The organism is Clostridioides sp. ES-S-0048-02 (genome assembly GCF_020658495.1).
In the GTDB taxonomy this organism is placed as follows: domain Bacteria; phylum Bacillota; class Clostridia; order Peptostreptococcales; family Peptostreptococcaceae; genus Clostridioides.
The window spans coordinates 64,813-79,846 of sequence record NZ_JACVWH010000010.1; the positions used below are offsets into that span (position 1 = coordinate 64,813).

12 protein-coding genes are annotated in these 15,034 nt (G+C 29.0%); all 12 read right to left on the reverse strand.

Translation table 11 applies throughout. The features are described 5' to 3' along the window. Positions 1-8: 8 nt before the first annotated feature. On the reverse strand, positions 9-3,395 hold the full coding sequence (gene mfd / locus IC173_RS13690) for a transcription-repair coupling factor (RefSeq protein ID WP_227436304.1): 3,387 nt from the start codon (positions 3,393-3,395) through the stop codon (positions 9-11). A 16-nt stretch (positions 3,396-3,411) separates the two neighbouring features. Continuing rightward, entirely contained in the window at positions 3,412-3,972 is a 561-nt protein-coding gene (gene pth, locus IC173_RS13695) for an aminoacyl-tRNA hydrolase (RefSeq protein WP_227483597.1), read from the reverse strand. A 13-nt stretch (positions 3,973-3,985) separates the two neighbouring features. Then, on the reverse strand, positions 3,986-4,540 hold the full coding sequence (locus IC173_RS13700) for a prepilin peptidase (protein WP_227436308.1): 555 nt from the start codon (positions 4,538-4,540) through the stop codon (positions 3,986-3,988). Positions 4,541-4,738: 198 nt separating this feature from the next. Then, positions 4,739-5,521 carry a prepilin peptidase gene (locus IC173_RS13705; RefSeq protein WP_227825278.1) on the reverse strand — a complete coding sequence of 261 codons (783 nt, stop codon included), beginning with the start codon at positions 5,519-5,521 and terminating at the stop codon, positions 4,739-4,741. Further along, positions 5,502-6,584 (reverse strand): type IV pilus twitching motility protein PilT, encoded by a 1,083-nt coding sequence (locus IC173_RS13710; RefSeq protein WP_227436312.1) that lies wholly within the window; start codon positions 6,582-6,584, stop codon positions 5,502-5,504. The genes IC173_RS13705 and IC173_RS13710 overlap by 20 nt, the downstream gene beginning before the upstream one ends. 105 nt (positions 6,585-6,689) lie before the next feature. Next, a complete protein-coding gene (locus tag IC173_RS13715) occupies positions 6,690-8,228 on the reverse strand; it encodes a hypothetical protein (RefSeq protein ID WP_227825277.1) in 1,539 nt (512 codons plus the stop codon). Positions 8,229-8,248: 20 nt separating this feature from the next. After that, positions 8,249-8,776: a prepilin-type N-terminal cleavage/methylation domain-containing protein gene (locus tag IC173_RS13720; RefSeq protein WP_227436318.1), complete on the reverse strand. Its 528-nt coding sequence runs from the start codon at positions 8,774-8,776 to the stop codon at positions 8,249-8,251. Positions 8,777-8,814: 38 nt separating this feature from the next. Beyond that, the gene (locus IC173_RS13725) at positions 8,815-9,381 is read right to left on the reverse strand and encodes a prepilin-type N-terminal cleavage/methylation domain-containing protein (RefSeq protein WP_227835012.1); all 567 of its coding nucleotides are present in this window, start codon (positions 9,379-9,381) and stop codon (positions 8,815-8,817) included. A 26-nt stretch (positions 9,382-9,407) separates the two neighbouring features. Next, positions 9,408-10,316: a type 4a pilus biogenesis protein PilO gene (gene pilO / locus IC173_RS13730; RefSeq protein WP_227855718.1), complete on the reverse strand. Its 909-nt coding sequence runs from the start codon at positions 10,314-10,316 to the stop codon at positions 9,408-9,410. After that, positions 10,309-12,021, reverse strand: coding sequence for a PilN domain-containing protein (locus IC173_RS13735; protein WP_227855719.1), 1,713 nt, complete (start codon positions 12,019-12,021; stop codon positions 10,309-10,311). The genes pilO and IC173_RS13735 overlap by 8 nt, the downstream gene beginning before the upstream one ends. 15 nt (positions 12,022-12,036) lie before the next feature. Beyond that, positions 12,037-13,245 (reverse strand): type II secretion system F family protein, encoded by a 1,209-nt coding sequence (locus IC173_RS13740; RefSeq protein WP_227436325.1) that lies wholly within the window; start codon positions 13,243-13,245, stop codon positions 12,037-12,039. 11 nt (positions 13,246-13,256) lie between these two features. After that, positions 13,257-14,933, reverse strand: coding sequence for a GspE/PulE family protein (locus tag IC173_RS13745; protein ID WP_227825273.1), 1,677 nt, complete (start codon positions 14,931-14,933; stop codon positions 13,257-13,259). Positions 14,934-15,034 lie beyond the last annotated feature (101 nt).

The window sequence follows — 15,034 nt, forward strand, 5'->3', positions numbered from 1 at the left end:
TTTACAAGTTATTTTACCTTGCACATTTTTTCTAACAGTTCTTCTAATTCTGTAACTATATTATAACCTATTTTTTGTTTAGTTCTATACTTTGTTATTGGAACTAATAATATTTCATCTTTCACTTGTCTAATTTTTTCTATTTTTAATATCTTACACAATGATTTTATATAAGCTATTGTAAGTAGTGTTTGTACTGGTTTAGGTATATCAGAGAATCTATCTTCAAGTTCTTCTTGTATATCCAACATATCTTCCCTATTTTCAATAGAAGCAATCTTCTTATACATTTCAATCTTAATCAATTCATCCTTAATATAATTGTCTGGAATATATGCATTTACACTTAAATCTATTTCAACATCAATTTCCTCAACAATAGGCTCACCTTTAACCTTTTTGATTGCATCATTAAGCATTTTGACATATAAATCATAACCTATGACTGCCATATGACCATGTTGTTGAGAACCTAAAATATTTCCAGCCCCTCTGATTTCAAGGTCTCTCATAGCTATTTTAAAGCCTGATCCAAATTCTGTAAATTCCCTAATAGCCTTTAATCTTTTTTCTGCTATTTCACTTAAAGTCTTATCTTTTTCATACATGAGATATGCATATCCTTGTCTGGAACTTCTTCCAACCCTACCTCTTAACTGATATAACTGAGCTAATCCCATTTTATCTGCATCGTATATAATCATGGTATTTGCATTGGATATATCCATACCTGTTTCTATTATTGTAGTACACACTAGCACATCATAGTCTTTATTTAAAAATCCTAAGATTATATTTTCTAGTGATTTAGAAGTCATTCTTCCATGTGCAACAGCTACTCTAGCATCTGGCACAAGCTTTTGAATCATACTTGCCATTTCTTCAATATGTTCAACTCGATTGTATACGAAGAATACCTGTCCACCTCTGCTTAATTCTCTTTCTATTTCATCTTGAATTACGCTTTCCTTACTCTCAGTAACATACGTTATTACAGGATGTCTTTCTTGCGGGGGTTCTTCTATAACACTCATATCTCTTATCCCACTTAAAGACATATGTAGAGTTCTTGGTATAGGAGTTGCTGAAAGTGTAAGAACATCTACTGTAGATTTAATTTTCTTTAAAGCTTCTTTGTGTTTTACACCAAATCTTTGTTCCTCATCAATAACTACAAGACCCAAGTTTGGTAAATTTATATCTTTAGATATTATTCTATGAGTACCAATTAAAATATCTACTAACCCTTTTTTAGCATCTTCAATAATCTGCTTTTGTTGCTTTGGAGTCTTGAATCTACTCAAAACTTCCACTCTCAAAGGATAATTTTCAAACCTTTCTTTAAATGTATTGTAATGCTGTTGAGCCAGTATCGTTGTTGGTACTAATACTGCAACCTGCTTTTGGTCCATACATGCCTTAAAAATACTTCTAATTGCTACTTCTGTTTTTCCATAGCCAACATCTCCACAAACAAGTCTATCCATTACTTTACTTGATTCCATATCATGTTTAGTTTCCTCTATTGCTTTTAATTGGTCTTCTGTTTCTTGATATGGAAACAAGGATTCAAACTCTGCCTGCCAAGGTGTATCTTTTGAAAACTTATACCCTTGTATCTTTTCACGTTTTGCATAGAGTTCAATTAAGTCTTTTGTCATATCTTCAATTTCTTTTTTGACTTTTGCCTTTGCCTTTGTCCACTCATTTGTTCCAAGCTTATTTAACTTAACTTTTTCTACCTCTGCACCAATATATTTTTGTACTTTATCCATCTGATCTATTGGTACATATAAATTATCTCCACCTTGGTAAACTATTTTCATGTAATCTTTTTTGATGGCGTTAACTGTAATCTGTTCAATTCCTGTGTATCTACCTACACCACTATTTTCATGTACTACATAATCTCCAACGCTTAAATCTAAAAATGACTCTATCTTCTTTCCTTTTTTGGCTTTTTTATTACTAGTCTTAGAGGCTCTCTTATAGACCCCTATCATTTCATTATCTGTTATAACAACAAATTTTATGGATTTATACTGAAAACCACTATTTATATGTGCAGGTACAATTACAATTTGAGAAGATTTAATTTCAATATCTCTATCTTTAGAAACAGTTGTTTCTAAGCCTTTATCCAATAAATCTTTTCCTAATTTATTTGCTCTTTCCAATGTATTTGTAGCCAAAATTATTTTATAGCCATTGTATTTCAGCCGATTTAATTCTTCTACAAGTAAGTCTACTTTTCCATTAAATGTAGGTACTTCTCTACTTTCAAAATTTATTATGGATTTTACAGAAAAGTTATTTATAGACTTTGGTAATAGTGAATTTAAGACTACAGACTTGTCTTTTACTAGGTACTCTAAATCTGTATAGTGGTATAATAGTTTTCCTTGATTTTTAATAGCTAAACCTCTTTCAAGGTTTAATTTGTAATTTTCTCTAAACTCATTTAAGTAATTTTCACATCTTTCCTTAAGTCTTGTTATATCATTGATAAATACTATTGCATCATCTGCTAGATAAGTAAATATACTTTTGTTTTCTTCTGGATAGATATAATCTATATAGTTTTCTACACCTTCAAAATAGGTCTTACTTGATATATATTCTATATTTTGAAAGGTTCCTTCATCAGTATTTTTAGTTGTTTCTTTTTTTAATCTAACTAATGCATCTGTAGTTTTTTCTGGATAAATAAATTCTCTTGAAGGGGTTATAGAGAATTGTTGTAATTTATCAATTGATTTTTGAGAAAATACGTCAAAAGTTCGTATGGAATCTATCTCATCATCAAATAATTCCATACGAATCGGATTTGTATACTCAAGCGAGAACACATCAATAATTCCACCTCTTATACTAAATTGACCAAACCCCTCTATTTTTGAAACTCTTTCATATCCTAAGGAAACTAACTTCTCAGTTAATTTTTCTAAATCTAAACTATCCCCCACTTTGTAATGAGACACACTATCAAGTAAAACTTGTTTTGGTATATATTTTCTTAGAACGGCTTCAATAGAAGTCACTAAAATTATTTTTTCTTTCTTTGCTAGTTTTAACAACACCTTTAATTTTTTTGCTTCTTCGTTTCTGTCCTTTGCATCTAAATGATAAAAGTAAATATCTTGAAACCCTAAATATTCGACCTTATCTCCAACATAAAAATTTAAATCTTCATATACTTTTTTTGCTTCTAAATCACTACTTGTGATAAAAATCATTTGTCGTGACAAATCATTAAACATAGAATATGATATATGAGGTTTTTGTACTGGTAAAAGTCCATTAACCAATAATGAGCCTTTTGTATTTTTTATGCAGTTTATTATATCTTTATACTCTTTTGAGTTCTGCAAAGGATATAAAAAAACATCATTCATTTAAATCTCCCTCTCACTATCCATTGTATTTGTTCATAGACATGTCTATATTTTCTCTTATTATTGAGTCAACAGCACACGCCGCTTTTTCTAGTGCTTCATTTATATTATCAGATTCTTCTTTTCTAAATCTAGAAAGTACAAAATCTGCTAAGTCTTGGCCAACTTCTGGCTTAGATACACCTACTCTTACTCTTGGGAAATCATTTGAACCTAAGCACTTCGTTATAGATTTCATTCCATTATGAGTACCACCACTTCCTTTTTTTCTTATGCGTATCTTTCCAACATCTAAATCTATATCATCATACACTACTACTATATTATTTAAATCTACCTTATAATATTTATATATATCTATTAATGTTTCTCCACTTAAATTCATATAAGTTTGTGGTTTTACTAGTAATACTTTTTCAGCACCTACTCTACCTTCGCCAATTAAAGCTTTGTGTTTTATTTTAGTAACACTAATGTTGTATTCTTTTGCAAGAATATCTATGACATCAAATCCAACGTTATGTCTAGTCTTTTCGTATTTTTTTCCTGGATTTCCTAACCCTACTACTACGTACATTTTTTACCTCCTGTTATAGAAATTTATATAACAAACTATAATAAAAATCAAATATATTATACTCTGTAAATATTATTATAATTGTCGCTAGAGAAATAAATGGTGTAAAAGGAATTTGTTTTTTGATATTTATATTTTTAAAAATTTTAATTACATATAAAATAACAAAAAATAAAAATGCTAAAATAAATGATAAAATTATCACATAAAATCCATAGTTATTTCCCAATGCAAAGCAACATAAGCTATAGAGACCTACATCTCCATAGCCTAATCCTTTTGTAAATTTAGCAATAATATAAGGTATAATAAAACCTATTGCCAGTCCAAATATATGACTTATATAGTCAATTTGCACTATATTGCAAAAGATTAAAAAAATTACACCTTGAACTATTATACCACTAACTATTGTTATATCATATACATATATTGTGTAGTAGTCTATAATAGATATAATTATTAAAAATGGAATCAATACTATATATTGTACACATTCTGTACTAATCCCAAATTTTAGATATATTAATACAGATAAAACTACAGTTACTATGTAAATAAAAAGCATATTATACGAACTTTTCTTTAATCCATCACAAAAAATATATAAGGATTTATTTATCAAATATGCAAAAAATAAGGAAATTATTATTATATACTCCATAGTCTACAGTACTATGTAGTAGGGTTAATAATAATATTGTCCTTATTGATTACTTTAATTCACTTTTATAAAAATTAAAATTACATTAAACTTAACTATCCTCTACATAAGTATAGAAAAGTAAAATTCAAGTAATTGTCTTCCAAATAAAATTGTTATTAATGCTCCAATTGATATAAATGGCCCATAAGGTATAACAGAATTGTATTTCTTTCCCTTTATCTTGCTCAAAACTATCACACAAATTCCATATACTGCTCCTACATAAACACTCAGTAAAGCTGTTAAAAGACCATTTTTAGCACCCATATATAAGCCTAACATTGCGAATAGTTTAATATCTCCTCCACCCATGCATTCTTTTTTTATTATGAATTCAATTAGAACTACTATAAGCCAAACGCTTCCTCCACATACAAAAGCACCTATAATAGAATCTTTAATTGAAACTTCTTTTAGTAGAAGATTAAAAATTATAGCAAATATAGCCCCAAAAACTAGTATCCTATCTGGTATTATAAAGTGGTCAATATCTATAAATGTTATTACAATTAATAAAGATACAAGAACCAAATAATAAATAGTTGATATGGATATTCCATAAACCATAAATACTGTTAAAAATAAAATTCCTGTAATTAACTCTACTATAGCATATCTACTAGAAATTTTCTCACCACAATATCTGCATTTTCTCCCACTCATTAAATAGCTAAAAACTGGTATTAAGTCCATAGGCTTTAATCTAGTATTGCAACTCATACAATGAGATGGTGGACTAGAGATAGATATACCTTCTGGAATCCTAAAAATACAAACATTAAAGAAACTTCCAAATACTAGCCCAACTACAAATACATATAAATTAACGACTATAATTTCCATTATAACTTACTCCACCTATCATTCTAGTCATAAATTCTTGGTCAGTACATCTACTAAGTGCCATATCTTTTGTAATCTTTCCATTTTTATAAAGTTCCATTAAATCTTGATCCATAGTTTTCATACCTGCTTTAACTCCAGTTTGTATCATATTTGGAATTTGATATGTTTTTCCTTCTCTTATTAGGTTTTTTATTGCTGGTGTTGCAAACATCAATTCAATTGCAGCTATCCTACCCTTCCCATCTGATGTAGGAAGTAATTGTTGTGATACTACCCCTTCACACACTGTAGACAATTGAGTTTTTATTTGTTGTTGTTGGGCTGGCTGGAACATGTCCACTATTCTGTCTATTGTCTTAGCAGCACCAACTGTATGTAGTGTTGAAAATACTAGATGTCCTGTTTCTGCGGCTGTTAACGCTATTGACACAGTCTCAGGGTCTCTCATTTCCCCTATTAGTATTACATCTGGGTCTTGACGTAAAATAGCTCTAAGAGCTGAGTGAAAACTTTCTGTATCAGTTCCTACTTCTCTTTGGTTTACTAAACTTTGTTTGTGGTGATGGACATACTCTATTGGGTCTTCTAGTGTAATTATATGTTTTTGTTGCGTTTCATTTATTATATTTATCATACTTGCAAGTGTTGTACTTTTACCACTTCCTGTAGGTCCTGTAACTAAAACCAATCCTTTATGTCTTTCAGTAAAAGATTTTATGTTTTCTGGAAGTCCTAGTTTCTCAAAAGTTGGTATTTCTGCTGTTATAGTTCTTATTGCTATTGCATAATTTCCTTTTTGTCTATAGGAGTTTACCCTAAATCTTTCTCCAGTTTTTAGAGAAGCTGAAAAATCAGCTTCTCCATGTTCTTCTATTACTTTAAACATAGATTCCCCTGCTATGTCTTTTGCCATTTGCATCGTTATCTCTGGTGTCAAGATTTGTTCACTTAGCTTTACAAATCCACCTTTTACTCTAGCTACAGGATTTGTACCAACTGTTATGTGTATATCTGATGCATTTAAACTTATTGCTTGCTCTAATAAATCATAAATATACATAATATTTATTCTCCATATCTTTTATTAATTTACTTACTTTTTTAGTAATAAACATACAAAGTCATTTTATTACTTATTAGTTTATACTAAGTTATAGTTTTGTGTTTAGTTTACTTTTTTGTACGAACTTATGTCATGACTAATTGAAATTTTATCTTTTATGTCATAATTATCTAATATATTTGAATCTACATTTATATTAAATTTAACTTTAGCTTCAACTTCATATTTTGAATTTGAGTTTTCTTCAACACCTAATCCAAGAATATTTTTTTGTCCATCTTTAACTTCTACCTCTTTTATTCCATCTTTATCACCAGTTACTACTAAACTTAACTCTGCCCCTGAGCCATTTTCTTTTAATTCTGGCCAGCTTTCTTTCGTCATGTCGTAGTCAGCTTTATAAAAAGGTATTTTTATAGTAGCATCTTCTGTTTTATCAACTTCTTGAGGTTTTAATTCCTTCAGTCTACATTTTATCTCCGCTAAAAGCTCATTTTGTATATAATCAAAAGTTGTTATCAAAGTCATATTATCATATTTAACAGGTATTTTCTCATAAGACATACTTTTTAACTGATTACATTGGTCTGATATCTCATATAGTAACTCTTTATATTCCAAAAAATCTTCTGCTGTATTTTTATTTCCACTATATATATTCTCACTTAATTTTTCAAATTTCCTTACATTATTTCTCAAGTGAACCCTCAAAGCATTAAATCCTTCAGTTTGATTTGGTAAGAGTTTTAACAAGTTTTCTAATGTATCCCAGTTACTATTCCAACCATATCTCTTCCCATTTATTATAGGATTTTGTATTAAGTCATAATATTGTTGAGAATCTGGAATTCCATCATATATTTCTACTTTTGGTTCATCAATATGAAATGTATGTCTGTATTCAATCATATTTTGCATTGCCAAAGAAATACTATCTAAAGCTTTATAAGTGTATGAAAATGTCCCATTTAAATGTTCATTTTCAACTTTATTTCCTTCTAAAAACATTTTTAAAAGAATATCATTATTTACTAACTTTGCCTGAAGTAATGTAGTTGAATCTATATCTCCAACCAAAATACTTTCATTTATTTTACTGATATCTCCAGAAGTATAAGTCTTACAAATTCTTAATGTAGAATCTCTATGTGAAAGAATAGTTTCAGCTATATCTTCAATATCCCTATCCTCAAATATATTTAAACCCTGTAATTTTTTTAACTCTATACTAGCTTTTTCTAAATCTGGAGCAGCTTTATTTAAATAGAACTTTATATTATTCATATACCCAAGTCTCTCCACTGGAAGATTTTCCTCATCTTGATTATTAAGTTCCAAACTTGATATATTTCTTAATGCTGACCTTGATATTGATTTTTCTTGATTTTCACTTTTAAGTTCATTATCTATTTTTTCAAGCTCATCATACAATTTTTCATATGCTTTATCAACACTATTTTCCACACATGTATCTGCTAGATACTTGGCCTGTATACCCTCATTAGTAGTCTTTGTAGATTTTATTCTATTAGCTATCTGATTTGAAAATGTCAATCCAACAATAGAAAGCAATGCTACTACAACCAAAACTAAAACTAATGCCGCCCCTCTTTCGTTTTTTATCTTATTATACTTCCTCAAAATCTCACCCCCAAGTAAAATTATTTATCTTTAAATATTTCAGTTACAATTTTAACTTCTTTTTTACTTGAATAGTCATTCATGCTTTTTCCCGTTGCAGTTATTTTGTATATTTGACCACTTTTATCATCTACAATAACCTTTACTTTGTTTGTAATACTTTCCTTGTCAATTATATTTCCGTCTTTATCTTCTACTGTTGTAATCTCTTTATATGGAGTATCATATAAACTCACATCATCCTTGTTAAGTACTTTATCATATACGACTTTGTTTGATTTATCTATTAATTTTTCATATTCCACTGTTCCATCTTCTCGCTTATCCAGACTGTCAAAATCAAATGTTCCACTTTTTATTTTCTCTCTTAAGTTCTCTATTTCACTTTGAACATAATTTAAGGAACTTATATCTGCTTCATTTTTAGTGTTGGCCTTTTCATTAGTATTGATAATATTAAAAAATGCAAATAATATAATTCCCATAATCGCCATAGCTACTAATACTTCAATTAAAGAAAATCCTTTTTCATTACTCTTTTTACTCATATTTTATCAACCTACTTATTTTTTAAATAAATTCCCATTTACCCAATTCTTGACATAACATCAAATGTATAAGTCTTATTATTTAAATCACTGCTTTTCTGGCCTTCTTGAGCTGATTCATTATAATATACACTTACTGTATAAATAGATTTATCAGCTTGTTTTTCTATTTTAAATGGCATTTCCTTCATTTCTTTATTGTTTTGAACTAATGGTTGATTAGAAATTATTTCTTCTCTAAGTGCATCTTCAGTATTAGTGGTATTTTCTTGAATTCTTGTTACAGAGTATACTCCTGTATTGTTTTTTGTATCTATAGATACTTCATACTTTACTGTATTCTCTGGAGTTTCTATATTGTATTCATAACCACTACCTGAACTGTTCTTTGTTACATCCTTACAGTTTTCTAAGTCTCTATTTAAATATTTATTAATTAAATTAATATTTACTTGAGCATCTGTAATGATTTGTTGTTTTTTTACTGCTGATGTTATACCATTAAATACTTTATAAGAAATACTTAAAACTATAGTCAATATAAATACAGCTACTATTATTTCTAATAAAGTAAGACCTCTTTCATTGTTTTTGTACAAGCTCATCACCTATCTTTAAAACCTATTTGGTTTTATTTTGCACTAGATTTAAATGGATTATATTTTCCTGGTCTCCACGAAGATGGATTATCTGTATCAAGTACCATTGTAGTATTTTCTTTAGTATACATTATAAATTTAAATGTAGCCTCTACTACACCTTCTGCTTGTGGAGTTACTACTTCTTTTTTTGTTTCTTTTTCTGTTGCAGCTCTAAGTACACAAGTGTTACATAGATAACTTGTTGACCTATCTAAAAGTTTGTCATTCTTAAGAATTTCTCCTTCTTTTATCAATGGACAGCCATTATATAAATGCCATTTATCTTCGCCTTCTACCCAGTATATTTTTGTATCTTTATTTATGTTCACATTTTTAATTAAGTCTTTATTACTTGTTGTCTCTTGTTCTTCTTTTTCTGGCTCTATATATGAAGTCATAGTATAGTCTAATATCTGAGTAACATTTTTTTGCTCTTCTAAATAAGCCATCAATTTTTTAACATTTCTATAATCTCCTCTAACACTTATTGTTGTTGATATTCCATAAAAATGTTCATATTCTCTAATATTTCCAACATCATAGCTAGTTAAGTCAATATTATATGTTTTCATTTTCTTGTCTAAACCAATTAGAAACAGACCATCTTGCATATCATATAATAGGTTTTTACTTTTTTCATTTAATTCAGTTTCAATATTTTTAAGTTGTTTTTCATATTTTGGCATAAGAGCTGTTTTCTCTTTGTATGTATTTAATTTTTGTGTAGCTTGTTTTACAGAATTTTTTGTAGAAACATATTTCTCGTATTGTGGATAAAGTCCAAAATATCCATAGGATAAAATAGCAAGTAAAATTACAACTTTTATAAGTATTCCCTTTAGACTAACTTCCATTTTAAATATATCTTTTATATCTTTTTTAAATATGTCCTTATTCATTAGTTAATACACCTTCTTTCAGGTATAATGTCATATTAAATGTATAGTTGGAATTCTCTTCATTGCTTTTTATGCTATGCAGTTTAACATCTTCAAAATAATACAAGCCCTTTAATTTATATAAAAACTGACCTACATAAGAAGAATCTTTAGCATTTCCTTCTATGTTTATAACATTTGGTATCTTATCATATAATGGTGTTTTATCATCTTTATCTGTATCAGCACTATCAGTTCCACTATCTCCAGTTAATGCTTCTGACACATTTGTAGTCTTATCTTCATTTAAATCACTGCTGGCTTTATCTCCATCACTACTACTTTTTGTATTTGATTTTGTTTCATTACTACTTGATTTATTTGTGGTAGTTTTATTGTTATTTGAGTTCTCAGTTTTATTAGTAGTTCCAAGATTTTGATAAGTCGTTGATAAACTCATTAGTTCAACTCTACTTGGGGTATTTTTATCTATATCATCCAATAGATTTTCCCATTTTACCTTTTTCCCAATTAACATATCATATACCTTTATTTCTTCTGTTTTACTTTGTATCATTTTTTCTATATTTCCAATTTGATAGTAAGCAGACTCAATATTTCTTATTTCATCATTTACATTTTCAAGTTCTTTATTAGCTAAACTGTTTGAAAAAATTAAACATAAATATGGAATAGAAATCACTAAAATAACCACAGGTGCTATTTTCATTACACTTTTTATTTGTTTAGCTTTCATTTGTTTTCTAAGTATATCTATTGGTAGAAAATTTATATTTTCAAAATCTTTTTTGTCTTTAGGCTCTATCATACAACCTAAAAGTTCTACAATTGAATTTATATCATCTTCATCTATATCACCAGATACCATATCAGCTATATCCATTATCTCTGTAAGACCTTGAGAAACATAGTTTGAAAATGCAGAACTAAAAGCCTCATAAATTAATTTATTAGAGTACCTTTTCCCCAATATCAATATAGTATCTGTTACCTTACCAAAGTTTCTTGACGAATAGTAATTCATAAGTCCTTTTGACTCTTCGACCACATTTAATAATTGCATTTCCATATCTTTAGCAGTTATTCTTATTGGTATATTATCACTAATAAATAAAGTATCTTTTTTATATATGTTTATAATTGTGCTATTATCGCTTATATTTGTCACCATTATATCATTGTAATCTAAATTCTTGAGAATTCTTAAATAAGCTGTTGATAATGTATCTATTCTATCCAATACCAAATCAAATTCATGTATTATATCTACAATTGCATTTACTTCTTCTTTCTTTATAGCCCCAATAATCAGATTTAAACTAGCCTCTTCACCTTCTGACCTATCAGATATCTCACTAGATACTTCATATGAAAATACATACTCATCTGATTCCAGAGCCATCATTTCATCCATTTCTAGCTTCATAAATCCATCTAAATCTTTTTTATCCATCTTAGGCAACTTTTGAGGTTTTAGAATTACATCTCTCGTATTCAAACAAAACACTATATGTTTTGATTTTAACTTTACATTTTCTAATGCATATCTCAATAGAGCATACTTTTCTTTAGAAAAATCTTGAGCAATATCCTCTATTGAAAATACATTAAAGTTTTTTATATAAAATTTATCTTTATCATGTTTGTATCTGCCTTCAACTATGGATATAGAATCACCATAATATGATACATAAACCTTATTCATTTGTTGTTTTCCCTCCTACATAGCATCATATATACTAAGCATTGGCATGAATATTGATACAACCAGTACCGCAACTATAATACCAACTGCAATTATTAAAACAGGTTCTATCATTGATGCCATTCTATTTAGATAAATTTCGGATTCATATTCATAGAATTCAGCCATCTGTCTACTTATGTTCTCTAATTCCCCTGTCTGTTCCCCTATAGCTATCATCTGCACTAAAACTGAATCAAAATACGTATATCTTTCTAAGTTTTCTGCTAGACTTTCACCTCTTGTTATTCCATCTTTTGCTGATGTTAAAATCTTTTCTGCCATAGTATTATTTACACTATCTATAATATAATCGAGACCTTGAACTAATGGATACCCAGTTGATACAAATAGATACAATGCTCTTGAAAATCGTGTAGCCACCATACAGTTTATACCTTTTCCCAATACAGGAATTTTATTTATAACTCTATCCTTTTGAGCTCTACCCACTGGTGTTTTTAGATACTTCTTAAATTGGTAAATAGACAGTATAATAACTAAAAGTACTATTGGCCAAAATGTCTTCATAAATGTACCAAATCCCATAACAATCCTTGTTACAAGTGGAAGAGTGGCACCTACTGTTGTGATTGAATTAATCATCTTAGGTACCATAAATGCTGTAAATATAAAAATCATTATAAATGAAGAAATCAAAACTATTAATGGGTATGTAGCTGCATTTCTAAGCTTTTGCTTAACTCTATGCTCACTGGAATAAAATGAAGCCATACTTTTTAATACTTCATCTAGTTTACCTGTAGCCTCACCTGTAGCCACCATAGCACCAAGTAACTTTGGAAACTTAGACTTTGGTGCAAGCATTGAGTCAGCAATAGTAGAACCTATTTTTATCTCTGCTACTATACGATTTATTTCTTCTCTTAATGTAACATTAGTTGACCTTCCTGCTAATGTTTCTAATCCAGAAATACTATTTATACCAGAAGATACTATAATAGCAAACTGTCTGCAAAAATGGCTTATTTGGTCAGCCCCTAAGTCTTTTTTTCTCTTTCTAGAAGATATATTTATATTTTTACTTTTACTTTCTTTGATTTCAAGAACTCTAAGATTTCTTTTTCTAAGAAGACTTTTAGCTTCATTAAAATCATTAGCTTCAATTACATCAGTTTGCTTTTTCCCATCCTCTTTTATTATTGTATACTTAAAACTTTTCATAATATCATCCTTTAATCAGTCATCAAAATTATTCTAATCATTTCTTCTACTGTTGTCTTTCCACCTAAAACCTTTTTAACTATATCCTCTTTTAGACTAACCATACCTTGTTTTTTAGCTAACTTTAAAATTTCTCTTTGATTTGCAGATGAATCTATTAGCTCTTTTATTTCTGGTGTAATTTCAAGCATTTCAAATATACCTAGACGTCCCTTATATCCAGTATTATTACATCTTTCACATCCCTGTCCTTTATAGATAGTCACTGATTCGTTTACATCAATTCCAAGAGCCTTTTTTTCTCCAGTGTCTGCCTCATATGAAATTCTGCAATGTTCACATATTTTTCGTGTCAGCCTTTGAGATATTACCCCTAAAAGAGATGAAGTTATCAAAAAACTTTCCACATCCATATCTAAAAGACGTGAAATCGCTCCGACTGCTGTATTTGCATGTAATGTACTTAAAACTAAATGTCCTGTAAGAGAAGCTCTAATTGCTATTTCAGCAGTTTCTGTATCTCTTATCTCTCCAACCATTATTATATCTGGGTCTTGACGCATAAAGGCTCTAAGCCCACTGGCAAAAGTAAGTCCTGCCTTCTCATTTATTTGAGATTGATTTACACCAGGTAGTTCATACTCTATAGGGTCTTCTATCGTTAATAAATTTCTATTTTCCGTATTCAATTGATTTAGCATTGAATATAATGTAGTAGTTTTTCCACTTCCAGTAGGTCCAACTACCAATATAAGCCCATAAGGGGTATTTATTAACTCATCATATATCTTAGAGCCATGTTCATCTATTCCTAGTACTTCTTTACTTACCATAAAATTACTCTTATCAAGTACTCTCATTGCTATTTTTTCATCCCTATTAGTAGGCATTGTAGAAACCCTAAAATCTATAGGTTTATTATCTACTTTTAAATATATTCTACCATCTTGTGGAATCCGCTTTTCAGATATATTTATATCTGACATTATTTTTATACGACTTATTACCGCTTTGTATGGAGCAGAGTTCATTCTCATATATTCTCTTAACATTCCATCTATTCTAAATCTAACACGCATGTAATTTTCGCTTTGTTCTATATGTATATCACTGGCCTCCATTCTAACAGCATTTTCTAGTATATTATTTACTAGTCTTACTATTGGAGCAGCATTTACATCCTCTTCAAGGATTACTGTTTCTCTAATTCCACCAGTCTTGTTTTTGTTGTATTCAGTCATTGCTTTATTTATTTCTGAATGTGCATAAGCATGACCTATTGCTTTGTTTATATCTTCTGCACTTGATATAAATATTTCGACATCTTTACCTGACATACGTCTTACATCTTGAACTGCTTCTCTGTCTTGTGGGTCTGACATGGCTAGACATATTTTATTTCCATCGATTTTGAATGGAAATACAGCATATCTTTTGCATATATTTTCTGGAACCATCTTTGTAGCTAATGTGTCTATTTCTGTTCCTTCTAAAAATACACTTTCTATATCTAAAAGTTCTTTTAATACACTTATTAATAAGTTACTATCTATAAGACCTTCTTGTACTAGAAATTCTCCTAGTCTTTTTCCACTGTTTTTTTGCTCTGATAATGCCCATTTAAGCTGGTCTTCTGTTATGTATCCTTTTTCGACCAGTTTGTCTCCTATTCTAACTTTTTTAGCCACAGATTTCACTCCTTTACTATCTCAATTATATCATCATTTGTGATTGGACATTAAAGAAAATAGTATAAAAGACAGGAAGATTTTCTTCCTGCCTTTTTCAT

Coding starts and splice junctions, on each gene's coding strand:
- mfd (WP_227436304.1), bottom strand. CDS start 3,395: ATGAATGATGTTTTTTTATATCCTTTGCAGAACTCAAAAGAGTATAAA.
- pth (WP_227483597.1), bottom strand. CDS start 3,972: ATGTACGTAGTAGTAGGGTTAGGAAATCCAGGAAAAAAATACGAAAAG.
- IC173_RS13700 (WP_227436308.1), bottom strand. CDS start 4,540: ATGCTTTTTATTTACATAGTAACTGTAGTTTTATCTGTATTAATATAT.
- IC173_RS13705 (WP_227825278.1), bottom strand. CDS start 5,521: ATGGAAATTATAGTCGTTAATTTATATGTATTTGTAGTTGGGCTAGTA.
- IC173_RS13710 (WP_227436312.1), bottom strand. CDS start 6,584: ATGTATATTTATGATTTATTAGAGCAAGCAATAAGTTTAAATGCATCA.
- IC173_RS13720 (WP_227436318.1), bottom strand. CDS start 8,776: ATGAGTAAAAAGAGTAATGAAAAAGGATTTTCTTTAATTGAAGTATTA.
- IC173_RS13725 (WP_227835012.1), bottom strand. CDS start 9,381: ATGAGCTTGTACAAAAACAATGAAAGAGGTCTTACTTTATTAGAAATA.
- pilO (WP_227855718.1), bottom strand. CDS start 10,316: ATGAATAAGGACATATTTAAAAAAGATATAAAAGATATATTTAAAATG.
- IC173_RS13735 (WP_227855719.1), bottom strand. CDS start 12,021: ATGAATAAGGTTTATGTATCATATTATGGTGATTCTATATCCATAGTT.
- IC173_RS13740 (WP_227436325.1), bottom strand. CDS start 13,245: ATGAAAAGTTTTAAGTATACAATAATAAAAGAGGATGGGAAAAAGCAA.